This window comes from Streptomyces pseudovenezuelae (genome assembly GCF_029892565.1).
Lineage (GTDB): Bacteria > Actinomycetota > Actinomycetes > Streptomycetales > Streptomycetaceae > Streptomyces > Streptomyces pseudovenezuelae_A.
On the sequence record NZ_JARXVH010000013.1, the window covers coordinates 161,627 to 187,370 of the forward strand.

Annotated in this window: 27 protein-coding genes and 1 pseudogene; 11 read left to right on the top strand and 17 right to left on the bottom strand. The window is 69.7% G+C overall.

Features of this window, described 5'->3' with window-relative positions; all coding sequences use genetic code 11:
- Positions 1-28: 28 nt before the first annotated feature.
- Both M2283_RS34835 and M2283_RS34840 read right to left on the bottom strand, forming a co-directional pair.
- Positions 29-922: a dihydrodipicolinate synthase family protein gene (locus tag M2283_RS34835; protein ID WP_280880469.1), complete on the bottom strand. Its 894-nt coding sequence runs from the start codon at positions 920-922 to the stop codon at positions 29-31.
- 61 nt (positions 923-983) lie between these two features.
- The gene (locus M2283_RS34840) at positions 984-2,309 is read right to left on the bottom strand and encodes an aminotransferase class I/II-fold pyridoxal phosphate-dependent enzyme (RefSeq protein WP_280880470.1); all 1,326 of its coding nucleotides are present in this window, start codon (positions 2,307-2,309) and stop codon (positions 984-986) included.
- 456 nt (positions 2,310-2,765) lie between these two features.
- Between M2283_RS34840 and M2283_RS34845 the strand changes: the two genes are divergently transcribed.
- Positions 2,766-3,782: a DNA-directed RNA polymerase subunit alpha gene (locus M2283_RS34845; RefSeq protein ID WP_280880471.1), complete on the top strand. Its 1,017-nt coding sequence runs from the start codon at positions 2,766-2,768 to the stop codon at positions 3,780-3,782.
- An 878-nt stretch (positions 3,783-4,660) separates the two neighbouring features.
- Positions 4,661-5,035, top strand: coding sequence for a hypothetical protein (locus tag M2283_RS34850; protein WP_280880472.1), 375 nt, complete (start codon positions 4,661-4,663; stop codon positions 5,033-5,035).
- 212 nt (positions 5,036-5,247) lie between these two features.
- Here M2283_RS34850 and M2283_RS34855 read toward each other — a convergent pair whose 3' ends face one another.
- Entirely contained in the window at positions 5,248-5,631 is a 384-nt protein-coding gene (locus M2283_RS34855) for a hypothetical protein (RefSeq protein ID WP_280880473.1), read from the bottom strand.
- Positions 5,632-5,938: 307 nt separating this feature from the next.
- Between M2283_RS34855 and M2283_RS34860 the strand changes: the two genes are divergently transcribed.
- Both M2283_RS34860 and M2283_RS34865 read left to right on the top strand, forming a co-directional pair.
- Positions 5,939-6,931 carry an aldo/keto reductase gene (locus M2283_RS34860; protein ID WP_280880474.1) on the top strand — a complete coding sequence of 331 codons (993 nt, stop codon included), beginning with the start codon at positions 5,939-5,941 and terminating at the stop codon, positions 6,929-6,931.
- A gap of 73 nt (positions 6,932-7,004) precedes the next feature.
- The gene (locus M2283_RS34865; protein ID WP_280880475.1) at positions 7,005-7,829 is read left to right on the top strand and encodes a hypothetical protein; all 825 of its coding nucleotides are present in this window, start codon (positions 7,005-7,007) and stop codon (positions 7,827-7,829) included.
- Positions 7,830-7,867: 38 nt separating this feature from the next.
- On the opposite strand, the gene M2283_RS34870 is transcribed toward M2283_RS34865, so the two are convergent.
- Positions 7,868-8,521 (bottom strand): NADPH-dependent FMN reductase, encoded by a 654-nt coding sequence (locus tag M2283_RS34870; protein WP_280880476.1) that lies wholly within the window; start codon positions 8,519-8,521, stop codon positions 7,868-7,870.
- A gap of 89 nt (positions 8,522-8,610) precedes the next feature.
- On the opposite strand from M2283_RS34870, the gene M2283_RS34875 reads away from it, so the two are divergent.
- Complete coding sequence (locus M2283_RS34875) at positions 8,611-9,075, top strand: MarR family winged helix-turn-helix transcriptional regulator (RefSeq protein WP_280880477.1); 465 nt, start codon at positions 8,611-8,613, stop codon at positions 9,073-9,075.
- Between the two features lie 193 nt (positions 9,076-9,268).
- Here M2283_RS34875 and M2283_RS34880 read toward each other — a convergent pair whose 3' ends face one another.
- On the bottom strand, positions 9,269-10,129 hold the full coding sequence (locus M2283_RS34880; RefSeq protein WP_280880591.1) for an alpha/beta fold hydrolase: 861 nt from the start codon (positions 10,127-10,129) through the stop codon (positions 9,269-9,271).
- Between the two features lie 584 nt (positions 10,130-10,713).
- On the opposite strand from M2283_RS34880, the pseudogene M2283_RS34885 reads away from it, so the two are divergent.
- Positions 10,714-11,088, top strand: a pseudogene (locus tag M2283_RS34885) (carbohydrate binding domain-containing protein); the annotation flags it as partial.
- A gap of 83 nt (positions 11,089-11,171) precedes the next feature.
- Here M2283_RS34885 and M2283_RS34890 read toward each other — a convergent pair.
- The 7 genes from M2283_RS34890 to M2283_RS34920 all read right to left on the bottom strand — a co-directional run bounded on the left by M2283_RS34890 (position 11,172) and on the right by M2283_RS34920 (position 16,642).
- Positions 11,172-11,597: an aldo/keto reductase gene (locus M2283_RS34890; RefSeq protein ID WP_280880478.1), complete on the bottom strand. Its 426-nt coding sequence runs from the start codon at positions 11,595-11,597 to the stop codon at positions 11,172-11,174.
- 206 nt (positions 11,598-11,803) lie between these two features.
- Positions 11,804-12,376 carry a hypothetical protein gene (locus tag M2283_RS34895; RefSeq protein WP_280880479.1) on the bottom strand — a complete coding sequence of 191 codons (573 nt, stop codon included), beginning with the start codon at positions 12,374-12,376 and terminating at the stop codon, positions 11,804-11,806.
- An 85-nt stretch (positions 12,377-12,461) separates the two neighbouring features.
- On the bottom strand, positions 12,462-13,109 hold the full coding sequence (locus M2283_RS34900) for a tetratricopeptide repeat protein (protein WP_280880480.1): 648 nt from the start codon (positions 13,107-13,109) through the stop codon (positions 12,462-12,464).
- Between the two features lie 101 nt (positions 13,110-13,210).
- Positions 13,211-13,666, bottom strand: a complete 456-nt coding sequence (locus M2283_RS34905; protein WP_280880481.1) for a DUF6069 family protein — start codon at positions 13,664-13,666, stop codon at positions 13,211-13,213.
- A 296-nt stretch (positions 13,667-13,962) separates the two neighbouring features.
- Positions 13,963-14,976: an RNA polymerase subunit sigma-70 gene (locus M2283_RS34910; RefSeq protein WP_280880482.1), complete on the bottom strand. Its 1,014-nt coding sequence runs from the start codon at positions 14,974-14,976 to the stop codon at positions 13,963-13,965.
- A gap of 239 nt (positions 14,977-15,215) precedes the next feature.
- Positions 15,216-15,905, bottom strand: a complete 690-nt coding sequence (locus M2283_RS34915; RefSeq protein WP_348538947.1) for an NADPH-dependent F420 reductase — start codon at positions 15,903-15,905, stop codon at positions 15,216-15,218.
- Positions 15,902-16,642: an SDR family NAD(P)-dependent oxidoreductase gene (locus tag M2283_RS34920; protein ID WP_280880483.1), complete on the bottom strand. Its 741-nt coding sequence runs from the start codon at positions 16,640-16,642 to the stop codon at positions 15,902-15,904. The genes M2283_RS34915 and M2283_RS34920 overlap by 4 nt, the downstream gene beginning before the upstream one ends.
- A 94-nt stretch (positions 16,643-16,736) precedes the next feature.
- Here M2283_RS34920 and M2283_RS34925 point away from each other — a divergent pair, with 94 nt between their 5' ends.
- Positions 16,737-17,345 (top strand): TetR/AcrR family transcriptional regulator, encoded by a 609-nt coding sequence (locus M2283_RS34925; RefSeq protein WP_280880484.1) that lies wholly within the window; start codon positions 16,737-16,739, stop codon positions 17,343-17,345.
- Positions 17,346-17,375: 30 nt separating this feature from the next.
- On the opposite strand, the gene M2283_RS34930 is transcribed toward M2283_RS34925, so the two are convergent.
- The 4 genes from M2283_RS34930 to M2283_RS34945 all read right to left on the bottom strand — a co-directional run bounded on the left by M2283_RS34930 (position 17,376) and on the right by M2283_RS34945 (position 21,439).
- Positions 17,376-18,608 carry a GNAT family N-acetyltransferase gene (locus M2283_RS34930; protein ID WP_280880485.1) on the bottom strand — a complete coding sequence of 411 codons (1,233 nt, stop codon included), beginning with the start codon at positions 18,606-18,608 and terminating at the stop codon, positions 17,376-17,378.
- 227 nt (positions 18,609-18,835) lie between these two features.
- Complete coding sequence (locus M2283_RS34935; RefSeq protein ID WP_280880486.1) at positions 18,836-19,438, bottom strand: response regulator transcription factor; 603 nt, start codon at positions 19,436-19,438, stop codon at positions 18,836-18,838.
- A complete protein-coding gene (locus M2283_RS34940; protein WP_280880487.1) occupies positions 19,435-20,592 on the bottom strand; it encodes a sensor histidine kinase in 1,158 nt (385 codons plus the stop codon). Before M2283_RS34940 ends, M2283_RS34935 begins: the two co-directional genes overlap by 4 nt.
- Positions 20,593-20,752: 160 nt before the next feature.
- On the bottom strand, positions 20,753-21,439 hold the full coding sequence (locus tag M2283_RS34945; protein ID WP_280880488.1) for a DUF2848 domain-containing protein: 687 nt from the start codon (positions 21,437-21,439) through the stop codon (positions 20,753-20,755).
- A gap of 161 nt (positions 21,440-21,600) precedes the next feature.
- Between M2283_RS34945 and M2283_RS34950 the strand changes: the two genes are divergently transcribed.
- The 3 genes from M2283_RS34950 to M2283_RS34960 are packed head-to-tail and all read left to right on the top strand — an operon-like array spanning position 21,601 to position 24,138.
- Positions 21,601-22,965 (top strand): MFS transporter, encoded by a 1,365-nt coding sequence (locus M2283_RS34950; protein ID WP_280880489.1) that lies wholly within the window; start codon positions 21,601-21,603, stop codon positions 22,963-22,965.
- Positions 22,966-23,011: 46 nt separating this feature from the next.
- Positions 23,012-23,803: a carbon-nitrogen hydrolase family protein gene (locus tag M2283_RS34955; RefSeq protein ID WP_280880490.1), complete on the top strand. Its 792-nt coding sequence runs from the start codon at positions 23,012-23,014 to the stop codon at positions 23,801-23,803.
- Entirely contained in the window at positions 23,800-24,138 is a 339-nt protein-coding gene (locus M2283_RS34960; RefSeq protein WP_280880491.1) for a cupin domain-containing protein, read from the top strand. Before M2283_RS34955 ends, M2283_RS34960 begins: the two co-directional genes overlap by 4 nt.
- Positions 24,139-24,176: 38 nt before the next feature.
- Here the strand turns inward: M2283_RS34960 and M2283_RS34965 are convergent, their stop codons facing one another.
- Positions 24,177-24,803, bottom strand: coding sequence for a GntR family transcriptional regulator (locus M2283_RS34965; RefSeq protein ID WP_280880492.1), 627 nt, complete (start codon positions 24,801-24,803; stop codon positions 24,177-24,179).
- 191 nt (positions 24,804-24,994) lie between these two features.
- Between M2283_RS34965 and M2283_RS34970 the strand changes: the two genes are divergently transcribed.
- Positions 24,995-25,693, top strand: a complete 699-nt coding sequence (locus tag M2283_RS34970; RefSeq protein ID WP_280880493.1) for a TetR/AcrR family transcriptional regulator — start codon at positions 24,995-24,997, stop codon at positions 25,691-25,693.
- Positions 25,694-25,744 lie beyond the last annotated feature (51 nt).

Here is a 25,744-nt window from a genome sequence, read left to right on the forward strand (position 1 = left end):
GTGTGCTGGCGGCCCGTGTGGTTCGTGCTCAGGAGGTGAGCCCGAGGGCGTCCAGCGCGGCGACGACCTCCTGGCGGGCGGTCTCGTCCAGTCCTCGCAGGGGACGCGGCAGGTTCGGCTCCTGCGTCAGGCCGAGGTGGGAGGCCGCGGCGGAGATGACGCGCAGGCTGCCGTGGCGGCGGAAGAGGGCCCACAGCGGTTCGAGTCCTTCGGACAGTTCCGCCGCCTGGTCCGCGTGGCCGGCCTGGGCGGCGCGGGTGAGGGCGAGGGCGGTCTGCGGGAAGGTGCCGCCGATGACCGAATACCAGGCGTCGCACCCGGCGTTCAGGCCGCGGGCGGCCGTCCAGTCGCCGCTCACCCCGATGGTGACGGTGTCGGGGATCAGCGTGCGCAGCGCGTCGACACGGAGCTGGGCCTCGCGCGGGTCGTCGGGCACCCCGGGGATCTTGATCGAGCCGACGTTCGGCAACTGCGCGATGCGGCCGTGCAGTTCGTCGGTGAACTGCACATGCGTGGTGCCCGGGTTGTCGTAGACGCACAGCGGCACGGAGAGCTCGCGCGTGACGTCCTCGTACAGGCCGAACACCTCGTCCTCGGTGAGCAGCTGATACGTCATCGGGGCGAGCAGCACTCCGGAAACGCCCGCCTTCTGCGCGTCCTCGGCCAGCTCCAGCACGTGCGCGGTACGCAGCGCGCCGATCCCGACGATGACCGGAACCCCGTCGGCCGCCCCCACCGCGATCTGCGCGGCGCGGGCGCGCTGCTCCCGGGTCAGGTAGGCGTAGCCGCCGGTGGAACCGAGCGCGCCGATGGAGTCCCCGCCGGCGGCGGCGAGGCGGGCGACGAGCGCCGCGTACGCCGCTTCGTCGATGCCCTGCTCGCTGGTGGGTGTGAGGGGGAAGGCGCTCAGTCCGCGGAACATGATGGCTCCTTGAGTCGGTGGGACAAGCGGGTGCGAGACGTGGGCGGGAGATTCGTGATGGTCAGTCGAGTGACGAGCGCAACTCCGTTACGACCGCGGCGAGTTCGGCGGCGAAAGCCTCGGCCTGCGGCTCGGTGAGGGTGGAGGCGGTGACCCGGATCGCGCGCTGGTGGGCGGCCGGATCCGGCGCGAAGAGGTGGCCCGGCCGCACCGCCCAGCCCCGCTGTGCCAGGGCGTCGACCGCGGCCCGTGCGTCGACGTCGAGTTCGATCCATACGTTCAACCCGTCGGGCCGGTACGGGACTTCGATGCCCTGGGCGCGCAGCCGTTCGACGAGCAGACCGCTGCGCCGGGCGTAGACCTCCCGGGCACGTTCGTGGAGTTCGTGGACCCGGGGATCCAACAGGAGTTCACGGGCGGTGTGTTGCAGCAGACGGCTGACCCAGGTGGTGCCCGCGCTCAACCGCGCCTCCAGGCGCGCGGTCGTCTCGGCATCGGCGGCGACGAGGGCGAGACGCAGATCCGGTCCGAGGAACTTCGACACGGACCGCACCAGCGCCCAGCGCGTACTGCCCGGTGGTGTGACCCGGTGGTACGGCCGCGCGGAGACCGCCGAGAAGTGGTCGTCCTCGATCACGAGCACCTGGGGATGCTCCGCGAGGATGGCACGCAGGTCCCCTGCCCGTTCCTCGGTGAGGCTCGCACCGGTCGGGTTGTGGGCGCGGGGCGTGCAGACGACCGCGCGGGCACCGGCCTCCAGGGCGGCCCGCAGCGCGTCGGGGCGCATGCCGGCGCCGTCGACCGCGACGGGCGCGGAGCGGTAGCCGCTCAGCCGCAGGGTGCCGATGCTCGCCAGGAAGCAGGGGTCCTCGATCGCGACCAGATCCCCGCGGGTGAGGTGAGCGTTCAGCAGCCGCTCGGTGGCATCCACCGCTCCGTGCGTCACCAGCGTGCGGAACGCGTGGTCGATGTCCTCGGCAAAGTCGGCTCGGGCCCATGCGTCCAGCCCGGGGTCGACGGCGGGCGCACCGTACAGCGGCGGGCTGTAGTCCCCGCGCCGGGCGGCGGTCAGGATGTCGGGCAGCAGCATCCGGTCGGGGTTGCCACTGGCCAGGTCGACGCAGTCATCACCGACACCGGCGCCGACGCCTTCGCGCGCGAGTTGCGGCACCGCCGCGACCACCGTGCCGCCGCGTCCGCGCGTCTCGGCCACCCCCGCCTCGACAAGCCTCCGGTACGCGAGGGCAACCGTATTCCGGTTGACCCCCAACTCGGCCGCGAGCACGCGCACCGGGGGCAGACTCGCCCGCGGCGCCAACTCGCCCGAAGCGATCTGGTCCCGCACGCTCCCCGTGATCTCGGCCGCGGTGGTGCCCTTGATACGCACGTGATCAACTCCACCCGAACTGCGGGATTCATCCTATGCCAAAGTTTGTCCTATGCCAAACATACGCCACGGGTGACGTGCCCGCTTCACCACGTGTCGCAAGACCAGAACGAACAGGTCAGTAGGCGGGCACATGCCGGAGCGGAAATCACCGGAGAACGCCGGCCCCTCTCCCCCACCGACTCGGCCCGGAGCGGCTGCTGATCAGGGTCGGACGGACGAAAAAGGGAGCTCAACAACCCTTCGACACGCTGGTCGTGGTGGACTGCCGGTCATAGCGGCGCTTTGCGTACCGGGGCAGGAGAGCCTCTAGGCTGTTGCCTGCCCGCTGCGCGAATTCGGCGAGGTCCGCGTGGCTCGGCCTCAATGGAGGCCGCGCTCTCCCGTATCGCACGTACCCTTCGTGTTGTCTACGGCGTCACATAGCGGGCGCCAAACCACTGGAGGCAACACCACGTGCTGATTGCTCAGCGTCCATCCCTGACTGAAGAGGTCGTCGACGAGTTCCGCTCCCGGTTCGTGATCGAGCCGCTGGAGCCGGGCTTCGGCTACACCCTCGGCAACTCCCTGCGTCGTACGCTCCTCTCCTCGATCCCCGGTGCGGCTGTCACCAGCATCCGGATCGACGGCATCCTGCACGAGTTCACCACCGTGCCGGGCGTCAAGGAGGACGTCACCGACCTGATCCTCAACATCAAGCAACTCGTCGTGAGCAGCGAGCAGGACGAGCCCGTCGTGATGTACCTGCGCAAGCAGGGCCCGGGTCTGGTCACCGCCGCCGACATCGCGCCCCCGGCCGGTGTCGAGGTCCACAACCCCGACCTCGTCCTCGCCACGCTCAACGGCAAGGGCAAGCTGGAGATGGAGCTGACCGTCGAGCGCGGTCGCGGCTACGTCTCCGCCGTGCAGAACAAGCAGGCCGGTCAGGAGATCGGCCGTATCCCGGTCGACTCCATCTACAGCCCGGTGCTGAAGGTCACGTACAAGGTCGAGGCGACCCGTGTCGAGCAGCGGACCGACTTCGACAAGCTGATCGTCGACGTCGAGACGAAGCAGGCCATGCGGCCGCGCGACGCCATGGCGTCCGCCGGTAAGACCCTGGTCGAGCTGTTCGGTCTCGCCCGCGAGCTGAACATCGACGCCGAGGGCATCGACATGGGCCCGTCCCCGGTGGACGCCGCCCTTGCCGCCGATCTGGTGGCGCCGATCGAGGAGCTCGACCTCACCGTCCGTTCGTACAACTGCCTCAAGCGCGAGGGCGTCCACTCCGTGGGTGAGCTCGTGGCGCGTTCCGAGGCCGACCTCCTCGATATCCGCAACTTCGGTGCGAAGTCCATCGACGAGGTCAAGGCGAAGCTGGCCGGCATGGGCCTGGGCCTCAAGGACAGCCCGCCCGGATTCGACCCGACCGCCGCCGCCCTCGGTGCGGACAACGACGTGGACGCGGGTTTCGTGGAGACCGAGCAATACTGAACACCGCGCTGCTGGGCAGCCTCGACCGGGTGCGCGTCCGCGCACCTCACGCGGTTGCGACTACCGCATCACCGCAGGTCGGGGCGGCTCGGTAGACAACTTCAAAAAGGCTTCGCCCTGGGCGGAGACTTTGTTCGCGGGGAGCACCGCGTACCAACCAAGTGCGGGTTCTTCGACCGCAAACCGCTGCTCGCGAGGCCGGAGGGAGACACCGGGCACTTCCTCGGCCTCTGCCGCACCCCGTCATTCATGTCACCGTTGCCGTCCCGCCGTGGACGGCAACGGTGACCGCGGTGATTCCGCTACAACTCGGCCCGCTCTGGCCCGGAATCACCCGCCCGCTCTCCAAGACTTCCTGACTGACAGCACATCCCCCGGCCCCGGTGCCCCTACATCGCCACCCGCCCCGCAGGCTGAATTGGTCGTTCGCGAGGAAGTCGGGATCGCCTTGCCCCCGCCGAAACCGGGGCGGAGTGCAGCCGGCAGAGTCGGCGCCGCCCTGAGCAGGTACCGCCGTCGACCGGCCGACCCGGCCGTTGCCGATCAGCGACGCCACTGCACCCGGGCTTGAACAACCCACCTGACCCCACATATCAGGGACCACCCGGCCCCTCGCGCTTGTCCATGATTGCCCAACCGGCCTGACCCGTATACCCGCAGGTCACCCCCACCGCGGACGCTGCCTCCCATCCCCTCCGGGAACTCCCGTGCTTCTCCCTGCACCTGCGCCGCGCGTCCCCGTCCCGGGCTCTGCCGTCCTGTGGCGTTGGAGGTCACGGGGTCGAACGCGCCGACGGTGGGGCGCTGTTTCGGGAGGGGTCCCGGGGCTCCCTGGATACAAATGCCCAGCGGGAATTCCCCCCTGGATCAGGAGGTCCATGATGAGCACGAGTATGCGCCGACGAGCCACGACCACCGCCGTGACCCTGGCCGTGACAGGCGCACTGGGCCTCGGCCTGACGGCACCGGTGGCATCCGCGGCCAGCAACGGGCCTTGCTACGACGGACGGTGCAAGATCACCGTGTCGGCACCCAAGACCATCAAGGTCAACAGCCGTAAGTTCGGGTTCGGGAAGCTGAAGATCACGCACGTCAGCTCCCGGACCGTGAAGATGTCGGCCACCTCGGGCGGAGTGCACCTCAGCGGCAGCACCAGCCCCGGCGGCACCGTCCAGCTCAACAACCTGAAGGTCTGGGTCAAGTCGGTCTCCGGCCGCAAGGCCAAGCTCCAACTGTTCCCCACGTCCCGCTGAACCTTCGGTACCTTCTGTCGGCCCCGGCACCCTCATCCCGCGCCCGGGCGCCGACGCCTCAGGGCAAATGACGGGGCCTGTCCCGCACAGTGTGCGGGACAGGCCCCGTCGTCAAGCGCCAGGCAGGCCTTGCCTCGAGAGCAAGCGCGCGTACCCGGGCGGCCTTCGCACCGCTCAAGATGATCAGACAACGGTCGCCGCGCTCTCGGTGGTCAGCCGAAGATGAGGTCGACGTCTTTGTCCAGACAGAGCCTCATAACGACGACCAGTTGGCGGGCGTCACCGATGCGCCGCTGGAGAACGGGATCACTGGCATCGTGTTGCCGCTGGTCGATGATCGCTTCCAGTCGGGGCAGCATTGCCGCACATTGAGCGGGCGTGAGGTCAGGGCCGTCGTCGTCCGGGTGGTGGAGGAGCGGTGCCAGCGTGGTGGCGACGCTGCTCCACGGACGGTCTCCGTCGAAGCCGTGCATCTCGGCGAGGGTGAATCCCTCGGCCAGGGCCAGCCACTCCCTGAACATGTTGAAGCCGCTGTAGGACCAGGAGATGTCCTGGCTGGTCACGTCGTCGTCTCCGGGGAAGAGCATGAGCCCCATCCGGTCCTCCTTGCTTGTCCAAGTGCCCAGGATCAGGGGCAGGCAGGAGCGTCGGCAACTGAAATGATCTGCCGCGTGGTTGGTGTGCGTTCGCCCGACAGCTCTCCACGGGCGAGACGTCTGTGCACGAGCAGGAGGACGGCAGACAGGACGTCGCGAGCGTGAAGGCGCCCCGGCCGCCGACGGCACCGTGCTGGTGGACGTCATCCGCCACGCCATGGGCCGCCTGCCCGCGGTGGTCGGCGGCTGGCCGAGTAGGTGTGTCGCGTGCGCATTAGAGGGGTCGTGTCGTGGGGAGGGGTTGGTGATGAGAGCCGACGACCTCGTACCGCTGGGCCGCACGGGACTTCGGGTCAGCCGTCTCGGGCTGGGACTCGCCTCCTTGGGCGGTCTGTTCGAGCCGGTGCCCGAGCAACAGGCGGCCGACACCATCGACACCGCCTGGGAGTTGGGCGTACGGCTCTTCGACACGGCTCCCGTGTACGGGTACGGCCGCTCGGAGACCCGTACGGGTGCGGCCCTCGCCTCGCGGCCCCGTGACGCGTACGTGCTGTGCACCAAGGTGGGGCGGCTCATCGAGCCGGGCGGGCCGGACACCCAGCCGATCTGGGCGGATCCGCCGGCCGGGGTCGGGCCCCGGCTCGACTACTCGTACGCCGGAGTGCTGCGATCGGTCGAGGAGAGCCTGGGGCGGCTGGGGCTCGACCGGGTCGACGTGCTCCACATCCACGATCCCGACGAGGACTTCGGGGCCGCGGTGGGCGAGGCGTATCGCGCGCTGGCCGATCTGCGGGCCGAGGGCGTCATCGGCGCGGTCTCCCTCGGCGTCAACCATGCGCCCGTGGCGGCGCGCTTTCTGAGGGAGACGGATGCGCCCGGGCCCGACTGTGTGCTGTTGGCCGGGCGGTACAACCTCCTCGACCAGTCGGGACTCGACGAGTTGCTGCCGCTGTGTGCTGAGCGGGGGGTGGCTGTCATGGCCGCGGGTGTCTATCAGTCGGGGTTGCTGGCCGATCCGCGGCCGGGTGCTCCGCACGGCTACAGGTCGATCCCGTCCGAACTGGCCGCACGTATCGGAACGTTGAGAAAGATCTGCGCGGACTTCGACGTCCCGCCACTGGCGGCGGCCGTCCAGTTCCCCCTCGCCCACCCCGCGGTCACCACCGTGGTCGTCGGCGCCCGCTCGCCCGAGGAGGTGGCGGGGACCGTGTCCCTCTTCAACCGCCCTGTTCCCGGGGACTTCTGGACGTCGCTGAAGGGGAGCGGCTTGCTGCCGGAGGGGGCGCCGACGCCTGCGTAGGCAGGGACATTTCCTCGCCTCGCCGCACCTGGAGGCGGCGCTGTCCGGCTTCGCTCACCTCGAAGCCCACAACGTGGAGTACCTCGACGACGGCACGGAGTCGGTGATCGACGACTACGCGGCGCTGCTGGCCGCCGGCGAACTGGTCCAGGCGGGCGTGCCGAGGAGTGACGCGGTGGGCGAGGCGGCTCGGCGGCGGGCGCGGTCGTTGTGCGACCGGTATGTCCGCCCCGACGACGGCGGCCCCGGCTGGTTCCGTGCCGACGCGGAGGGGTGGCCCTTCTTCCACGCGGTGGAGGCCGGCCTGCCGGTCCTCGCCCTGCTCCGGTTCGGCACGGTCCTCCCGGACGCGCCCGAGGCGGCCTCGGCACGCGAGGTGGCGGTGGAGGCGATATTCGACACGCTGGCACGGACCTCGGCCGTGCCGAACCCTTTTGGGTATCCGCGCCAGCGGGTGCGCCCGTCCGGCGGCACCGACCGGGACGCCTTCTTCTTCCCGCACGCCAACGAGACCGGCTACTGGTGGCAGGGCGAGAACGCCACCATCGCCTCGCTCGCGGCAGCGGCCTGCTTCTGCGCGGAAAAAATGGCCGACGTGTCCGCGACCGACCGAGAGCGGCTGCTGGACTGCGCCGACGACCAGTTGGCGTGGATCACCGGACGAAATCCCTTCCAGGTGTGCATGCTTCAGGGCCGCGGGTGCGGCAACGTCGACTACGCGTCGGACTTCCCCAACCTGCCCGGCGGCGTCGTCAACGGCGTCACCTCCGGCTCGACGGACGAGGACGACGTCGCGTTCCTGCCCGGCGACGCCCCGGACGGTGAGTCGTGGCGGTGGGCCGAGCAGTGGATCCCGCATACGGGCTGGTCCCTGCTCGCGGTGGCCGCCGCCCGCTGACCGGTCGCGGTTCGGGGGCCGTGATGTGGTGGTGCGGCCTACCCCTGGGCGGCGGCCGTGGCGGCGGCGAGCGCCGCACGCAGGCGGAACCTGCCGGGCGTCAACTCGCCGATGGAGCGCGCCTGTTCCAGAGCCGACGACCACCACGCCAGATCGTCGAGCAGGATGTCGAGGCTCACGCGTGCGGCCGGATCCGCTGGGCGGCCTTCGGCGTCGAACGCGTCGTTGACGTACGGGACGAGGACGGTGTTGCGCAGGGGCACCGCCTCGGCCTCGATCGCTATCAGTGCCAGGTGCTCCACCGCCCGGATGCCGGCGCCGATCCCCGCGCTGTACCCCACAGCGGCGATCGGCTTGTTGCGGAACCCGGGCGAGATCCACACCGAGTCGATCGCGTTCTTCAGCACGGCCGGAATGCTGTGGTTGTACTCAGGAGTCACGACGATGTACGCGTCGGCCTCTCTGATCTTCTGGTTCCACGCCTTCACGATCGGGGCCGAGTACGTCGGGTCGTTCATGTCTCCGATGGTGCCCATGTGCTCGGAGAAGAACGGCAGCGGCCACTCGCGCAGGTCCAACACCTCGACATCGAAGCCACCGTGGGCGGCGGCCTCCTGCGCGACCCATGAACTCACCCGGTCCACCGCCCTGGTCGGACGGGTACTTCCCAGGATGACGTGCAGCTTGGACATGCGGACCTCCACTGTTCAGTCAGATCAATGGGAGTACAACACAAATCGTTTGTGACCACAAACCATCTGCCCACACGTATGCTGTGCGTATGCCTAGCAACAGCGCGAGAACCGACCGCCACTCCCTGCCGCTGATGGAGTACCTGGCACGCGCGGGACGGCGCGCTGCCGCAGCCGTGACGGAACCCGGGGGCTTGCGAACCCGGCACCTCGTCGCCCTCAAACTGCTCAGCGAGCAGGGACCCGTGAGCCAGCAGGCCCTGGGAGAGCTGCTCAGCCTGGACCCGAGCAACGTCGTCGGACTGCTCAACGAACTCGAAGACCGCGGGCTGACGATCCGCCGCCGCGACCCGGCGGACCGCCGCCGCCACATCGTCGAGCTCTCCGAGGCCGGCGAGGGCGAACTCGACTCCGCCTACACCCGGCTCGACCGGATCGAGGACGAGATGCTGAAGACCCTCAATGACGAGGAGCGCGCGACACTGCACGAACTGCTCATCCGAGCCGTCGGCAGCGCGGCCCCGCCACGGGATGACCACTGCATCGATCCCTGATCCGGCGGCCCGCCTACCACAACTGCTCGCGGGTGCGAGCGCGTTGCTTCCGCCGACAACAGGACAGGCAGGCCCACCACAGGAGCCTGATCCACTGCGGCAGTGCGAGCGAGGCCACACCGGCATCGATCTGGACCTGACCCACGCCAACGTGTCAGGCGGCTGCCGCTACTTCACAGTTCCCGTCGAAGCCCTATGCACCCACGGCGTCGCGGACGAACCGCCGAAGGTGCGCACGCACGACCTCCGGCCGCTCCAACCACGGTTCGTGCCCCGCGCCTTCGATCCGGGTCAGCGGAAGGGCGAGTCTCTGCGCGAGTGATTCAAGCGCCGACACGGGGCGGGGATCGTCGGCCCCGCCGAGCAACTGCGTCCCCGCGGGCAGGCACACCCGCAGATCGGCAAGGTGCCCGTCGAGCGGATCCTCGCGTGCCTGCAGCCCGAGTTCACGGTTCATGGACCAGTTGACCGGGCGACGCCGTCGGGCGCCCAGAGCCGCCCAGGCCCACCCCTGTTCGGGATCGGAGTGGTCGGTGAACCAGGCCAGCGTGAGCAGTTCGACCTCCTGCTCCTCCGTACGGTGCGACAGCCCCTCCAACTCCCGCAACCGCTCGTGCTGTACGCCGGACATACGGCGATTGCGTTCCGCTCGGTACCCCATACGCCAGTCCCCGACGAACGGCCCGCACATCAGCAGCATCGCGGCAACCCGGTCAGCGTGCCGCAGGCAGAACCGGCTCGCCAGATCGGTCCCGTAGGAGTGCCCGATCAGCACGGCCCTGGGCACACCCCACGCATCGAGCGACTCGGCGAGATCCTCGACATGCCGGGCGAGGGAATGCTCTCCCCACCACGGCGACCGGCCCGTGCCACGCTGGTCATAGCGGTACACAGGCGCGAGGTCCGCGATCATGTGGGCGACATCGCCCAGATAGTCCGGCAGCCCCGGACCACCGTGGAGCAGGATCACGGCCGGCTTCCGTGCCGTGTCTCCCAGCGCCGTCCACCACAACCGCGCCTCATCGGTCATCGACACGAGACCCTCGGTCTCCATCAAAGTCACCGCGTGGAACTTAGCAGTGCCCCGCCAACACGCGTCGGCTGAACCTCCGCAGCGGACCGCGCGTAATCAACTCCACAGGGACAGCACCGATCTCTGCCACGGGACGGAAGGAGAGCACCGTGCCCCCACCGCCCACGTCCCACTCACCGAACGACCGCCCCGCGCTGGAGCCCATCCGCGTACTGCGCCCACGCCGCACCGACGCACTGGCCCAACTCCTCGAAGACATACGCCAGGACAAGGACTACCGCAGCCACGAAGCCATTGCCGCGCCCCTCCCCCACACCCCGACCGGCGACGAGACACAAGAACTCCCGCCTGTCCCCGACGCCAAGACGGAGCAACTCCCCGCACCCCACGGCGATACCCGTCCGCCCCATCCAGCAGACCGCCCGCGCCTCGGGTCCGGACAGCGCCGGGCAGCCATGGTGACCGCGATCGTCGCGGCAGCGGTCGTCGGCTTCGGTTGTTCCCTCCTCATCTCCAGCCCCACCGACGCCACCTCGACCGCACCCTCGCCGAACACGTCGGCCACCCCGACACCGGCCGCCCCGGGCGCCGTCGGAGCCACCGACGCCCTGGCCAACCCCGGCTTCGAGTCGAGCAGCCTCTCGCCGTGGAACTGCACCGGCAACCCGGGCTCGATCGTCTCCTCCCCCGTCCTCACGGGCTCCAAGGCCCTTCAGGGGAAGGTGAGTTCGCGCGACACCGCGCAGTGCGATCAGACCGTCACCGTCCAGCCGAACACCGCCTACACCTTCAGCGGCTGGGTCCGCGGTTCCAACGTCTACCTCGGCGTGGACAACGGCCGCTCCACCTGGACCACTTCCCCCTCCGGATACAGCCGGCTGACCGTCACCTTCACCACAGACGCCTCCCAGACCAGCGCGACGATCTACGTCCACGGCTGGTACGCACAGGGCGACTACTACGCCGACGACATCACCCTCACCACATCCAGCGACAGCAAGGGCACCTAAGGCCACCTAAGGCGTATCGGACCCCAGGCCGTGTACCGCCCGTCAGCACAGGCTCATCGCCCTCGCCGATACATGGCCCCGCCGATGCCATTGATCTCTGTACCGCCCTGCTGCAGCGGGGCGGCGATGGCGGCCGGCCACGGATAGGGGTCGTTCAGGTCGGATGCGCTCACTTCGTCCAGGTCCCAGAGAGTTTCTTCCGGCAGCGTCACACCCAGCGAGCCGAGATTCATGTCGAGCTGTTCCGCAGAGCGGACGCCGACGATGGTCGCCGTCGTCTCCTGCCGTTGCCGTACCCATGCGAGGGCCACGGCCGCGACATCACATCCGAGTTCGGCCACCACGCGGCGCAGTACGTCGATGATGGCGAACGTCCGCTCGCCGAGCTGCGCCTGGGCGAGCGCACCGAGGCACGATCCCTCCGGAGAGCACGCCACTGGCCAGTGGGCTGTATGCCGGCACGCCGAGGCCGATTTCACGGGCGGCGCCGAAGACGGCGATGAGGTCCGCCGACGTCTGTTCCTCGGATCCCCATAACCGACAGCAACCACATCGCTGACTGCTCAAGCTGCATTCCCGGCGCCGGTGGGCCTGTTGACGGTCGATGACCCCTTCGAGGTCGCGATCGCCGACCCGGCCGGCCGGAACTGCGTTCAGCGCGTGCGGGTGACCTCCAGCGGGCTGTTCAGAGCGCGAACGTCTCCGTCAGGTGCAGGGTGTAGCCGTCTTCTTCCATCAGGACGACCGTGACACCGAACGGTGAGGGATGGTCCATTTCGATGGGAGTGAAGGCGTAGTCGACCGCTGCCCGGACAGGCGGGACGAGCTCACCGCCGGGCTGGGGAGCCGGGGTCGACTGCCAGCGCGGCTCGACCGAAGTCCAGCCGTCGGGGCCGTGGGCCAACACGTCCTCGGAGTAAGGGAATTGGTGAAGGGTGTGCTCGTCCTTTGTGGCATGCACCATGTTGAGGCAGGGTGCCGACCCGGCGACGGGCAGTTCACAGGCAGTCGCGACGTCCTGGGTCTCCCAGGCGAGGACGACTTCATCGGCGCCGGCCGCCGCCGCGATGTTCGAGAGCGACGCGATGCCGGTGAGCGCGTCCTGGCCGGTCTTGACCGGGCGCAGCCAGATCAGACCGACCAACTGACCGTGCACCAACGGCATGATCACCGGGCGCGGCACAGCGCCTTCCTTGAGATCCGCGGCGTACGAACTCTTCATCGACTCCGTCAGCGCGTCCCAGGTCCGCGTGTCCATTAACTCCCCATCCGCAGCGGCTACGTGCCGCTCATTCTGCCTCGGTTCCAAGGCCCTCGAAGCCACCAGAAAGTCCGGCGGGGCCCTAGGAGCGGATGTGCGTGCGAGCTTGTTCGATCCACCCCGACACGGCCTTGGCACCACAGCTCTCGGCGACCGACTGAGCCTCGTCGAGGTGGTGAAACGCCGCCGATGGGTCGCCGGTTTCGGCCGCGAGGTAGGCCAGCGCCACCAGGCCGGCCGCTTCCCCGGGCTTGAAGCCGATCTCCCGGCGCAGTGTCACCGATTCGGTCAACCGCTTGCAGGCCTGATCGAAGCGGCCTGCGTCCTTGTCGGCGAAGCCGAGATGCCGGATCGCGTAGGACATCGTCTTCCGGTCGTCGACGGATTTCGCCAGCACGTACGACCGCTCGAAGTACGGCCTGCCGGTGGCGCCGTCGCCCTTGACCACCTGATACCAGCAGCCGACCCAGAACAACGCGTCCGCCTCACCCGACGCGTCCCCCAGGCGCTGGTACAACTCGGCCGCGCGCTCGAACAGCACCGGTTCCCGGCTGTCCTCCTCGCGGTCGTTCAGGAAGCGGACGTGCAGTACCTTGCCCCGCGCCATGGACAGCGACGCCTCGACCGCGTCCAGCATGTCGTCGGACCGGTCCAGCGCGGACAAGTCCCCGCCGAACATCGCCGCTTCGAACAGCTCTCCCGCACGTTCGACCCAGTCCTGCCCTTGCATACCCGTACCCCTCCCCGTCGGACGATCGCAGCGCCGAGGCTATCTCCGTAGCCCCGGCGGGAGGCGGGATTTTTGGGCGGTCGCATCCGATCACCCCATCGTCAGTCGGTCCGGGTGCGCAGGCTCCGCGCCAGGGTGGGGATCATCACCGCCGCAGGGACGAGGTGCAGGCCGAGGAGGGCGGTGGTGGTGGCGGAGTCCGCCCCAGCGAGGAGGGGTGGGACCAACGAGATCGCGGTCAGCGACACAGCCGTCCACACGAATCGCTCGGCGGGGCGGGCGCTCCAACGAAGTAGAGCGACGGCGATGACGATGCCCACGACCGAGAAGAAACCGGTCACTACAGCGAACCCGGACAACGGGATCGTCTCGCCACCATCGGGGACCTCGAAGTCGACGCCAACGGCCTGGGCGAGTGCCGCGGCGAGGGTGGTGGCCGCCATCGCCGCGAGAGTGGCGACTAGGCCGGTGCCGGCGAGCCCGCGGATTCGGTGGGTGTGGCTGGTCCGGCCCGATGCCGGGGCTGCGACGACCCCGGTGTCGTTCGTGCTGTTCATGTCGTTCCTCCATCGTTCGGTAATTGGCGTACGGGGGTTTTGACTTGCAGGTGACGGTCCTGGCCCTGGGGTGACGATGCGCACCCGCGCCGTGCGACGGCCGGGGTTCCGCAGGGCGCGTGCGCCGGTGCCGCGGAGCCAGAACCCCGCGTCACGTCCGAGTACCGGCCCGGGCTCGCCGTCGCGCAGCTCCAGTTGCACCCGCCCGCGGGTGACGACGCCGTACGCGTCGTACCAATCCGCCGCGACCACCGCGACCCGCGCGCGACCGCGCAGCGCGAGCGTCCACACCGGGACTACTCCGTCCCGTCCGCCGGCAGGCTCTCCGGCAGCCCGAGCCGCGGGAAGCGGTCGTCGTGGAACGTGACGATCTCGGTGATCGCCCCGCCGGTGACGCGCAGGACGTCGATCGTCAGCGGCAGGTAGGCGCCCTCGCGCTCGTTCCAGAGGTAGAAGGCGACGGCGGGCTGCCGGTTCACCCACGTGGGGACGGCGCGCAGGCCCTTCATGCCCTCGAAGCCGTCCTCGACCCAGTCGTTCACCACCGCGTCGCGGCCGACGTGGAGGCCCGGCGTGGGCGGCATCGAGAAGCGGACGTCGTCCCGCAGCATCGAGGCGAGCGCCGGGACGTCCGTGGCCACGCTGGCGTCGGTGAAGCGACGTACCAACTCGCGTGTCCCGGCGTCCTGTTCGCCGCCGGTCCAGTCCTGCCGCTCGGCGGGCAGGTGCTCCCGCATGCCGGCGCGGGCCCGCTGCAGCGCGCTGTTCACGGAGTTGACGGAGTCTCCGAGGGCCTCCGCGACGTCCTTCGCCGGCCAGCCGAGCACGTCCCGCAGGATCAGCACTGCCCGCGGGCGCGGCGCGAGGTGCTGGACTGCGACGAGGTACGCCAGCTCGATCGTCTCCCGCGCGACGGCGACGGTCTCCGGATCGTCCGCGTCGCCCGCGGGCAGTTCGTCGAGCAGCCGGTCCGGGTAGGGCTGCAGCCACAGCACCTCGCCGCCGGTCGCGGGCTCCGGGCGGACCTTGGCGAGCAGGTCCAGGCAGGCGTTGGTGGCGATCCGGTACAGCCAGGCCCGGAACGTCGACCGCCCCTCGAAGGTCTCCCGCCGCCGCCAGGCACGGAGGAACGTCTCCTGCACGGTGTCCTCGGCGTCCTCGAAGGACCCGAGCATCCGGTAGCAGTGCACGTGCAGTTCCCGCCGGTGCCGCTCCGCCAGCCCCGAGAACGCCGACTCGTCGACGTCGCCCAGACCGCTCTCGGCCAGACCTTTCTCGCCCAGTTCCTCTGGCCGCGTGTCCGCACTCATCACGTCGTCCTTCCGCCTCGTCGTGTCCCGTCGTAGGTGTGACGGGTGCGGGCGCGAAAACTCATCACCGGGGTCGGTCGGCGCCGGGACGGACCTCACGGACAGGCCGTGTGGGGGACCGTAAGCATGGTGGCTACCGACTTGGACGCGGAGTCGAGCGCGGGCGGCAAGTGGAACTCCGGCCGGTCGGGGTTGTTCACCGCCCAGAACGACCCGGCGCTACTCGAAACGTAGATCCTTCAGAGTCGCGCCCGGCCACTGGGCCGCGCTCTCCTCAAATTGCCGATCAACTCGTCCCGGGTCTGATGCGCGAGCTCGATCCAGGCGGGTTGGCCGGGAGCGCTGCGCCAGGAATCGCCCAGCGGACTGTTGTCCACGGTGTCGAACCCGAACTGGTCGTACAGCCGTGTCACGAGCTCGACGGCTTCGGGGTAGTCGCTCGATGCCGGTAGCGCGAGCCGGTCCGGGGTGCCGGGAGGGCGACCGGCGGTGGTGATGCGCGGGGCCTGAATATGAGTGACCGCCGCGACGACCTTCGAGGTGGGGAGGTGCTCCTGGCGCAGCTCGTGCACTGTCTTCTCGCCCGAGTCGATGACTTCGATGTGGCCGTCGCGCCAGATCATGTAGTTGTTCGTATCGAGCACGATCTTGCCTGCGAGCTCTTCTACCGGCATGTCGTTGACGACTTTAAGAGGTACGGCCACGACCGTGAAATCTCCGGCTTCCGCGGCATCCGAAGCGCGTGCGGCGCGTGCCGACGGGCCGGGTTCGGCAATGAGGTCCTCCAGGGTCTTGGGCCGCGGCGAGTGGGCGATGACGACTTGGTATCCGTTCGCTGTGGCCGCGCGGGCGCGATCTGGCTGCCGACCTCGCCCGCGCCGATGATCCCGATGGGTGTCAGAGGTGATTCCGCCCCAGGAATTGATCAGATCTGGTTGAGGCCGCCGTCGACGTACAGGCTCGACCCGGTGATGAAGCTGCTCTGATCGGAGGCGAGGAAAGCCACGGCGGCGGCGATCTCCTCCGGGCGTCCGATCCGGCCCAGCGGTACGCGCGCGGCCAGTTGGCGCTTGAAGTCCTCCGGGGTGGGAGTGAGCGCCGACAGAGCAGGGGTGTCGGTCGGGCCCGGCGTGACGGTGTTGACCCGGATGCCGCGTCCCTTGAGTTCGTTGGCCCAGGTTCGGGCGAACGATCGAGTGGCAGCCTTGGTCGCCGCGTACACGCCGAGCGCCTCATCACCGACGTCGACGTTGGTGGAGCCGTTCAAGATGACCGAGGCGCCGTCGTTGAGCAGGGGCAGCGCCTTCTTGACGGTGAACAGTGTGCCCCGGACGTTGATGTCGAAGAGGGTGTCGAAGTGCTCCTCGGTGACTCCCTCAAGCGTCGCGAGCGAGGCGACGGAGGCATTCGCGAACAGTACGTCCAGGCCCCGTCCGCGGCTTCGGATCGTCTCGTAGAGGCGGTCCAGGTCGGCCAGGTCCGAGATGTCGCCGGTCACCGCGGTGGTCGATGGACCGATCACTTCGACGGCCGCGTCGAGTTCGGTCTTGCGCCGGCCGGTGATGAACACGTGCGCGCCCTCGGTCGCCAGCCGCACGGCACTGGCCAGGCCGATCCCTGCGCTGCCCCCGGTGACGAGAGCGGTCTTTCCCTCAAGCAGTCCCACGTCAACAACCTCCGTCGAGTTCTGCACCGATCGATGCGGAAGTCGACCGTAGCACTTCTGTAGCGATCGATGCGGAAGAGGTAGACTCCGAGGTGTGGAGATCAAACAGACCGGCCCGCTCGGCCGACCGCGAGGATTCGACGCCGACGCAGCTCTCGAGCGCGCGATGCTGGTCTTCTGGGAGCACGGCTACGAGGGGGCCAGCCTGGCCAACCTGACGGACGCGATGGGCATCTCCTCCACCAGCATGTACGCCGCCTTCGGCAACAAGGAGGAGCTGTTCCGCAAGGCTCTGCAGCGCTACAGCGAGGGCCCGAGCGCCTACCTGGCCCAGGCCCTGCAGGAGCCGACCGCCCTCGGCGTCGCCACCGCGGTCCTGGCCGGCACCGTTCGCACCACCACCCGCCCCGCCCAGCCCCACGGGTGCCTGGGCGTCCAGGGCGCCCTGACCTCCAGCGACTCCGGCCGCGAAGTCCGTGACCTCCTCGTCGCCTGGCGCGGCAACGGCTACACCTGCATCCGCGAACGGTTCCAGCGAGCCGTCGACGACGGCGACCTCCCCCCGGAGACCGATCCGGGACTACTGGCCCGCTATCTCACCACCGTCGGATACGGCATCGCCGTACAAGCCGCGAGCGGAGTCGGCCGCGACGAACTCCAGGAGATCGCCGACACCGCCCTGCGCAACTGGCCGCTCTCCTGAGGTTGTTCTTCACCGCATGACAAAGAGCGGTCAGAACCAATGCAGGCAGTGCGGAGGGCGGTCGGCGCGGAAGAGGGCGTCAGCGAGGGTAGCCGCGTCCGGGCGGTGAGCTCGGATGTGTCCGGCACGCACGAGCGCGCTCGGGGCGGTACCGCCGAGGTAGACCGAACCCAGGTCGCTCACGTCCAGGGACAGATCGGGCTCCCGGTCCGTCGGGACGCAGTCGGCTTTGCCGTCCCGGACGGTCAGCAGGTAGCGGCCCCGCTCGCCGAGAAACGGGTCCTCGACGTCGAGGACGAGCTCGCCGTCCGTGAACCAGCCACGTGCGGTCAGCGCACGCGGGACGTCCAGCAGCCGCACCCAGAGCCAGTCCATGTCGCCGCTCACCTCCCCGGCGCGGAAATCCGCGAGCTGCCAGCGCAGCGGGTGCCGGGGCGGAACGTGCTTGAACACGACCTTGGAAACCAGGTCGTGTTCGAGTACGAACCGGGCCAGGGCCGTGAAGACGGCGTCGTCGGTGGTGATGGTCTCGTCGACCGTCAGGGTGGCGGCCTCGCCGATCGAATAGCTGGCGTACCCGTCCGGGACGCCGTCGGCGTCCCGGTGGACGGCGATGTAACGCGGCGCCGGAGAGATCGGGGGCTGCCCCGCGCGCAAGGCCCACCAGCGGTGCGGCCGGGACAGCGCGCCGGGCTGGCCGCGGCGATACCGGTCGTAGACCTCTTCCAGAATCTCGCCGCACTCGGCACGACGCAGCACCTCGACCGAGCCGGTGTCCGGGCCAGTCGCCTGCGCATCGGCCGTTCCGCGCGCCCGAGGGACGGCGAGAGCGGCCCGGTGGCGCTGCACCGTCAGCTGCTGCGTGTAGGTCGCCGGCCCGTAGCCGAACCTGCCGTAGATCGTGGCCTCGGAGGCCAGCAGCACGGAGAGGAACTCCCCGCTCGCCCGCGACTGGGCGAGCTGATGCCGCATCATCGCGCTGAGCACGCCCTGGCGCCGGTGCGAGGGCAGGACGCCGACGGCGGTCAACCCGGGGGCCGGGACGAGGGTTTCACCGGGCAGGGTGAGTTCGAAGGAGTGCGTGGCGGCGGTTCCGACGGGCCGCCCGTCCGACGTCAGTGCGAGCAGGCAGCGGTCCATTTCGAGCGCCGACCACCAGAGCCCGCCACCCTCGATCGGGATTTCCGGGAAGCGCCCGAACGTGGCATGGACTGTGTCCACGAAGACGTCGAAATCCATTTCGGTCGTGGGACGTATCTCCATTGCTGCCGCTGCCTCCTCGGGATACCGCCACCACGACTCATGGTGCCGGGCCACAGTGCAGCGTCGACCCGCGGCCCGGTCAAACGAATTACGGCTCAACCCGCGGCCGGTAACAGCGCTGCCCGGTCCCGGCCCGGCGCCGGGGGTGAGTGTGGCGGTCATGAGCGAGACGTCAGGCTGTGACCGGCAGTGGGCGTCGGCGTTGCGGCGGGTCTTCCATCCGGTTCCTACAGCCAGTCGTGCTCGCGCGCGTACCGGGCCGCTTCGTGGCGGGAGCGGGTCTGGGTCTTCTGCATCGCGTTGGAGAGGTAGTTGCGAACCGTGCCGTCCGCGAGGTGCAGTTGGGTGGCGATGTCGGCGACCGAGTAGCCGTGGCCGGTGGCCCGTAGGACGTCGATCTCGCGGTCGGTGAGCGGGCAGTCGTCGACGAGGGCGAGTGCGGAGACGTCGGAGTCGATCCAGCGTCTGCCCTCGTGGAGGGCCTTGATGACCTCGGTGATGTGCGCCGGTTCCGCGGACTTGCTGACGAAGCCCTGCACACCGAGCTTGAGGGCCTTGCGGAGCACCCCGGGTCTGGCGTGGCGGGTCAGCATGAGGATCACCTGGTCGGGCAGTGTGCGACGGATCTGTGAGACGGCGCCGAGTCCGTCCACGTTCGGCATATCCAGGTCGATGACGAGCACGTCGGGCCGGTGTTGGAGGGTGGCGGTCACGGCCGCTCTGCCGTCGTCGGCCTCGGCGAGGACGGTGATCTCTCCTTCGAGCGGGAGCAGTGCCGCGAGCGCTTTGCGGAGCAGGGCTTCGTCGTCGGCCAGTACAACGGTGGTCATCGGTCGGCCTTCCGCGGGTCAGGGGCCGCGTCGGGACGCAGGTCCGGGAACGTGGCGGCCGTCAGGAACCGTTCGTCCTTCTGTTCCACGGTCAGTTCTCCGCCGTTGTCCGCCACTCGTTCCCGGAGTGTGGCGAGTCCATGGAGTTCGGGGAGCGGAGTGTCCGGTGCGCCGTCGTTGATGACGGTGATGCCCGACTCCGAGAGCGTGATCCACACCTGCTGGGCCTGGGCGTGTCGCAGGATGTTGGTCGTCGTCTCGCGCAGGACCTGGCCGAGCAGTTCACCGGCGTGGCTGTCGAGCCCGGCCCGGCGATCGACGTGCACGCGGATGCCCACGGCTTCGAACAAGTTCTTCGCGTTCTCCAGCTCCGCCGACAGGTTGAGCCGCCGTTGCGCGTAGGCGAGCTCTTTGGTCTGGGTGATGGTGTCGGCGACCAGGGCGTGCACTTCGCGCAGTTCCTCTTCCGCTCGCCCGATGTCGCTGCGCAGCAGCTTCTGGGCCAGCGCGATCTTCAGTTTCACCACGTGCAGGGTGTGGCCCTGGATGTCGTGCAGGTCGCTGGCGAAGCGAACGCGTTCCCGGACGACGGCCAACTCGGCCTCGCGTTCACGGGATTCCTCCAGGTCCGCGACGACGTCGTAGAACCGCTTGTTGGGGAACATCAGTCCGGTGGCCGCCGCGGTGACGCCCACGGGGACGATGAGGTACCTGATCAGATCGCCCGACTCGTAGCCGGCCGCGGTCAGCAGCTTCGCCACGCCCACCGCGGCGACGAAGCCGGACAGGCCCACCGCTGCCGCGACCCGGCGGCGTCGCAGTTGGGGGATGACGTGCGTGCCCACGACCGTGATGCCGAAGAAGGCGGTGCCGCTCTCCATCAGCAGTGCGCCGAGGGGCCACACCGGCGCGGCGACGGCCAGGCATGGAAGGGCCACGCGGGAGATGTCGCCCGCCGCCCACCGTACGAAGGCCACCAGGGCCGCCGCCACTCCCAGACCCAGGACCACGGCGTGCCACCAGGTCCGGGAGTCCATGGCCACGATGAGCACCCCTGTGGCGGTGAGCAGCGGGAGCAGGGTGACGAGATTGAGTCTGTGCAGCCGTCCCCGGGCCGGCTCGGGGTGCTCGGCCACCGTCTGTGCGGACCTCAACGGTCCGCACCCGGTTGCCACTTCAGCAGGACGGTCAGGGGGCTGGCGTGCATGTTCTTCGCTCTCCGGGATCGCAGGGTCGAACGGAACTGTCTCCAGTATTCGGCCGGCGTCGAGCGGCGACCAGTGACACCGCGTCATGCCCTTCGGCTCAGGCGTGTCAGCCGATCGGCTCCGGCATCGGCCGGACGTCGTAGGCGAGGCTGATGGCGTCGCCGCCGGTCGGGTCGGCCAGTTCGACGCGCCAGCTGTCGGCGAATTGGTCGACGCCGGGGGCCATGGGGATGGTGCCGGAGATCAGGACGGTTCCGGGGGTCAGTTCGCCGCGGGTACGGAGGACGTCGACCCAGTAGGCGGGGGCGAGGAGTTCGGCGAGCGTGCCGGTCTGGATCTCGGTCTCGGTGCCGTCGTGGCTGACCCAGGCGCGCAGGGTGAGTTCGTCGAGGCGGGACTCCACGTCGGCCAGGCGCCAGGCGCGGCGGGCGAGGACGTCGGGGCCGGCGTTCTTGCTCCAGGCCACCCCGTGTACCTCCAGGTCGCGGTCGGTGTGGTCGCAGGCGGCGGTGAGCAGCAGTTCTCCGTCCTCCGCGACGACCAGTGCCCACTCGGCCTCGCCGGAGGTGCGGCCGTGCTGGACGGCGACGTGCTCGGTCTGCTGGGCGAGGTAGGGGGAGACGGGGTAGAGCGCCGGTGTCACGGACGGGCCCGGCACGCCCAGCTCGGCGAGTTCCGCGACGTGCGCGGCGACGTCGTCCTGGCTGCGTCCGGCGTACCCGGCGTTGAGGACCTGGACGACATCGACCTCGCGCGTCGATCCGTCGGGCAGTTCGAAGGTCAGCACGGCCATGAGGGCACTCCCAGGGATCGGAGAACAGGGAACAGGGGTCGGGAAGCGGGTCCGCGGATCCTGATTTCTCCGCGGTTAACTTCCGGCGCAGGGCTTGCGCATACGACCTGTATACAAGAAGTATGCCGGAAGGTCGATGTCCCCGAGCAAGGATGGGCCCCATGCACGACACCCCGAAGAGCGACGCCGGGGCCGCGGAGAAGCGCTCCGGCGTCCGCCGCGCCTTCGTCGCGAGCCTGACCGGCACGGCCCTGGAGTGGTACGACTTCGCCGTCTACTCCGCCGCGGCCGCCCTGGTCTTCGGTGATCTGTTCTTCCCGTCGGAGGACCCGCTCACCGGCACGCTCCTGGCGTTCTCCACCTACGCGGTCGGCTACATCTCCCGGCCCCTCGGCGGCGTCGTCTTCGGCCGGCTCGGCGATGTGATCGGCCGCAAGAAGGTGCTGATCGCCACCCTCGTCCTGATCGGCGTGGCCACCTTCATGATCGGCCTGCTGCCCGCCTACGGCACGATCGGCGTGGCCGCTCCGATCGCCCTGGTCGTGCTGCGCTTCGCCCAGGGCGTCGGCGTCGGCGGCGAGTGGGGCGGCGCGGTGCTGCTGTCCAGCGAGTTCGGCGACTCCCGCCGCCGGGGCTTCTACGCCTCCGCCGCACAAGTGGGCCCGCCCGCGGGCAACCTGCTCGCCAACGGTGTGCTCGCCGCCCTCGGCGCGCTGCTGACCGAGGCGCAGTTCGAGTCGTGGGGCTGGCGTGTGGCGTTCCTGCTGTCCGGCGTACTGGTCGGCTTCGGGCTGTGGATCCGGGCCAAGCTGGAGGAGACCCCGGTCTTCAAGGCGATGGAGGCCGAGCAGTCCCGGCCCCAGACCCCGATCCGCGAGGTCTTCACCACCCAGCCCCGCGCCCTGACCGCCGCGATCCTGTGCCGGGTCGGCCCCGACGTGCTGTACGCGATGTTCACTGTCTTCGTGCTGACGTATGCCACCCAGGAACTCGACATGTCGCGCGGCTCCGCCCTCGCGGCCGTCCTCATCGGCTCCTCGGTCCAGGTCTTCCTGATGCCCCTGGCCGGCGCCCTCTCCGACCGCGTCAACCGCCGCCTGCTGTACGGCGTCTCAGCGATCGCCGCCGCGGTGTGGCCGTTCGTGTTCTTCCCGATGGCCGCCGGCGGTTCCTGGCTGCCGCTCGCCGCCGGAGTCCTGGTCGCCCTGGTGATCCACTGCTGTCTCTACGGACCGCAGGCCGCCTTCATAGCCGAGCAGTTCTCGCCCCGGCTGCGCTACACCGGCTCCTCACTCGCCTACACCCTGGCCGGCATCATCGGCGGCGCCATCGCCCCACTGCTGTTCACCACCCTGCTGAGCGCCTACGACAGCTGGGTACCGCTGGCCCTCTACATCGCCCTCGCCTCCGCGATCTCCCTGGTCGGCGTCCTCCTGGGCCGCAACCCCGAGGCCGCCGTCGACGAGGACGAACAGCTCGCCGCACCGAAGAACCAGGCCTCGGCGGGCCTCCCCCTGTCCCACTGAGAACACCAGCCGCAGAGCCCCGACGTCGAGAAGGAGGCACCGCACCATGCGGATCGCCCTCAGCCAGCTCACCACCGGCCCGGATCCCGAAAAGAACCTGCGCCTCATCGAGGAGTGGACGCGTCGCGCCGCGGACGCCGGAGCCCGCGTCGTCGTCTTCCCGGAGGCGTCGATGGCCTGCTTCGGCACACCACTGACCCCGCTCGCCCAGCCCCTCGACGGGCCGTGGGCCGACGGGGTCCGCGAGATCGCCCGGGCGACCGGCACGGTCGTCGTGGCCGGCATGTTCACCCCGGCCGACGAGGGACGGGTGACCAACACCCTGCTGGCCACCGGACCCGGCGTCGAGGAGTCGTACGACAAGATCCACCTCTACGACGCCTTCGGCTTCCGCGAGTCCGAGACCGTCGCCCCGGGTTCCCGCCCCGCCGTGATCGACGTGGACGGCATCCGGCTGGGCCTGGCCACCTGCTACGACGTCCGCTTCCCCGAGCTGTTCCGGGCGCACGCCGACGCCGGGGCGGTGGGCACACTGCTGGCGGCCTCCTGGGGTGCCGGCCCTGGCAAACTCGACCAGTGGGAGCTGCTGGTGCGGGCCCGCGCGCTGGACGCCACCGTCTGGGTCGCCGCCGTCGGCCAGGCGGATCCCGGCACCGGCCCGGGCCCGGTGCCGACCGGCATCGGGCACAGCCTGGTGGTGGGCCCCGACGGGACCGTACGGGCCTCCCTCGGCGCCGATCCCGAGCTGCTGGTGACGGACCTGGACGTCGACGAGGTCGGCGCGGTCCGCGAGAAGACGTCCGTACTGGCGAACCGACGGCCGGAGGTGTGGCGATGAGCGGCCCCGAGCTGGAGTTCCACCGCCCCCGCGGGCCCTGGAGCGCCCCGGCCGGCGCCGTACCCGGCATCGAGGAGTGCGTGCTGGCCGAAGATCCCGAAAGCGGCCGGCGCACCGCGCTCGTCCGCTGGGCGCCGGGCACCGACAGTTCGGCCGCGGGCGTGGCCCGGCATGACGTGTGGGAGGAGGTCTACCTGATCGAGGGAGATCTGTACGACCAGACACTGGACCGCACCTTCAGGGCGGGCATGTACGCCTGCCGCCCTCCGGGCATGCCGCACGGACCGTGGAATTCCTCGGAAGGCGTGACCATGCTCGTGATCACCTATCCCTGACCGCGGCGGAGACGGGAACGTCCCTCGGCGGCGGGGACTCAGCCGTCGAGGAGCACCTTGAGGGTCGACTGCAGGTGGTGGTCGATGGCCGCGCACGCCGCCTGCGCGTCACCGGCGGCGAGGGCGTCCACGATGGCCTCGTGCTCGTCGAGCACCGCCTTCTGCCGGCCCTGCTGATTGAAGACGGCGACCACTCCTGCGCGGACCTGGCGGCTGCGCAGACCGTCGTAGTGGCGGTCCAGCAGGGTGTTGCCGACGGCCGACACCAGGGACGCGTGGAAGCGGTGGTCGACCGCGATGAACTCGCGGGCCTCCTCGGCGCCGGTGAGCACGCGTTGCCGTTCCAGCAGGGAGCGCAGTTCCTCCAGGGGCACCCGCTCGGCGGCGACGAGCCGCTCGGCCGCGTACCGCTCGACCATGCCGCGCAGCTCCATCAGCTCGCGGACCTCACGCCCCGTCAGGGAGGCCACCCGGGCTCCGCGCTTGGGCACGAGCTCGACCAGGTCCTCCGCGGCGAGCAGCAGCAGCGCCTCCCGGATGGGGGTGCGGGAGACACCGATACGATCGGCGAGCTCCTGCTCCGACAGGAAGGCCCCCTGCATCTCGGGGTCCGTCAGCACCGTGTCCTTGAGATACGCGTAGGCCTTCTCCCGACCGGACGCCACGGCAACCCCCAGACCTCGCATACAGTTTGTATACCGACGCTACCACGCGCGTTCCCGCGCGACAGCGGCCCGCGAACTCCTGGACCAGCGCCTTGGCGTCACGCCGCGCGGTCCCACTCACCCCCAAGGCTTGAATCGACGATAACAAGACTCTGTTGTCATTGACAGCAGTGCCTGTTATCGTTGACTACATGGATACGAGATCAGCGCTAATCGAAGCGGCGGCCGAGCTGCTCGCGCACTCCCCCAACGGCGACGTGTCGACTCGCGCGGTCAGTGAGGCCGCAGGCGTCCAACAGCCCGTGCTGTACCGGCTGTTCGGCGACAAGAACGGGCTGCTGCGAGCCACGGTCGACCACGTCTGGGACCAGTACCTGGGCAGCAAGCGGGCCGCCGAGAAGTCCCCGGACCCGCTGCAGGACCTGCGAGCGGGATGGGACAGCCACACCGCATTCGCGCTGGCGCACCCCAACGCCTACAAGCTGATGTTCTCCTCGGCGCTGGGCGAGGAGCCCGAAGCCGCGGCGGAAGCCCTGCGCATCCTGCGCGAAGTCCTCGACCGGCTCGCCCGGCAGGGGCGCCTGCGCGTCGCACCGGACGTGGCCGCACGCATGGTCATGTCGGCCAACACCGGCGTCGCCCTCGCTCTGATCACGCGTCCCGCCCTGTACCCGGACATGGGCCTCTCCGTCATGGTCCGCGACGCGATCCACGCGGCCATCCTCCTCGACCCGGCGGCGGACACCACAGCGAACGACGCACGACAGGCAGCGGCCACCACACTGCTGTCGTCCATGGACGAATTCACGCCCCAGCCCTTCACACCCGCCGAGTCCGCACTGCTCACACAGTGGCTGGACCAGCTCGCGGGACCCGGCCGGAAGGGCTGACCCTCGCGGGCCGCCCCCTCCCACTCCCCCAAATCGACACCATCGAAGGAC

What these genes read in the sequence shown, in the direction of transcription:
- M2283_RS34835 (WP_280880469.1), bottom strand. Translation starts at nt 922, where the DNA reads ATGTTCCGCGGACTGAGCGCCTTCCCCCTCACACCCACCAGCGAGCAG.
- M2283_RS34850 (WP_280880472.1), top strand. Translation starts at nt 4,661, where the DNA reads ATGATGAGCACGAGTATGCGCCGACGAGCCACGACCACCGCCGTGACC.
- M2283_RS34855 (WP_280880473.1), bottom strand. Translation starts at nt 5,631, where the DNA reads ATGGGGCTCATGCTCTTCCCCGGAGACGACGACGTGACCAGCCAGGAC.
- M2283_RS34860 (WP_280880474.1), top strand. Translation starts at nt 5,939, where the DNA reads ATGAGAGCCGACGACCTCGTACCGCTGGGCCGCACGGGACTTCGGGTC.
- M2283_RS34870 (WP_280880476.1), bottom strand. Translation starts at nt 8,521, where the DNA reads ATGTCCAAGCTGCACGTCATCCTGGGAAGTACCCGTCCGACCAGGGCG.
- M2283_RS34875 (WP_280880477.1), top strand. Translation starts at nt 8,611, where the DNA reads ATGCCTAGCAACAGCGCGAGAACCGACCGCCACTCCCTGCCGCTGATG.
- M2283_RS34880 (WP_280880591.1), bottom strand. Translation starts at nt 10,129, where the DNA reads ATGGAGACCGAGGGTCTCGTGTCGATGACCGATGAGGCGCGGTTGTGG.
- M2283_RS34895 (WP_280880479.1), bottom strand. Translation starts at nt 12,376, where the DNA reads ATGGACACGCGGACCTGGGACGCGCTGACGGAGTCGATGAAGAGTTCG.
- M2283_RS34900 (WP_280880480.1), bottom strand. Translation starts at nt 13,109, where the DNA reads ATGCAAGGGCAGGACTGGGTCGAACGTGCGGGAGAGCTGTTCGAAGCG.
- M2283_RS34905 (WP_280880481.1), bottom strand. Translation starts at nt 13,666, where the DNA reads ATGAACAGCACGAACGACACCGGGGTCGTCGCAGCCCCGGCATCGGGC.
- M2283_RS34910 (WP_280880482.1), bottom strand. Translation starts at nt 14,976, where the DNA reads ATGAGTGCGGACACGCGGCCAGAGGAACTGGGCGAGAAAGGTCTGGCC.
- M2283_RS34930 (WP_280880485.1), bottom strand. Translation starts at nt 18,608, where the DNA reads ATGGAGATACGTCCCACGACCGAAATGGATTTCGACGTCTTCGTGGAC.
- M2283_RS34935 (WP_280880486.1), bottom strand. Translation starts at nt 19,438, where the DNA reads ATGACCACCGTTGTACTGGCCGACGACGAAGCCCTGCTCCGCAAAGCG.
- M2283_RS34945 (WP_280880488.1), bottom strand. Translation starts at nt 21,439, where the DNA reads ATGGCCGTGCTGACCTTCGAACTGCCCGACGGATCGACGCGCGAGGTC.
- M2283_RS34950 (WP_280880489.1), top strand. Translation starts at nt 21,601, where the DNA reads ATGCACGACACCCCGAAGAGCGACGCCGGGGCCGCGGAGAAGCGCTCC.
- M2283_RS34955 (WP_280880490.1), top strand. Translation starts at nt 23,012, where the DNA reads ATGCGGATCGCCCTCAGCCAGCTCACCACCGGCCCGGATCCCGAAAAG.
- M2283_RS34960 (WP_280880491.1), top strand. Translation starts at nt 23,800, where the DNA reads ATGAGCGGCCCCGAGCTGGAGTTCCACCGCCCCCGCGGGCCCTGGAGC.
- M2283_RS34970 (WP_280880493.1), top strand. Translation starts at nt 24,995, where the DNA reads ATGGATACGAGATCAGCGCTAATCGAAGCGGCGGCCGAGCTGCTCGCG.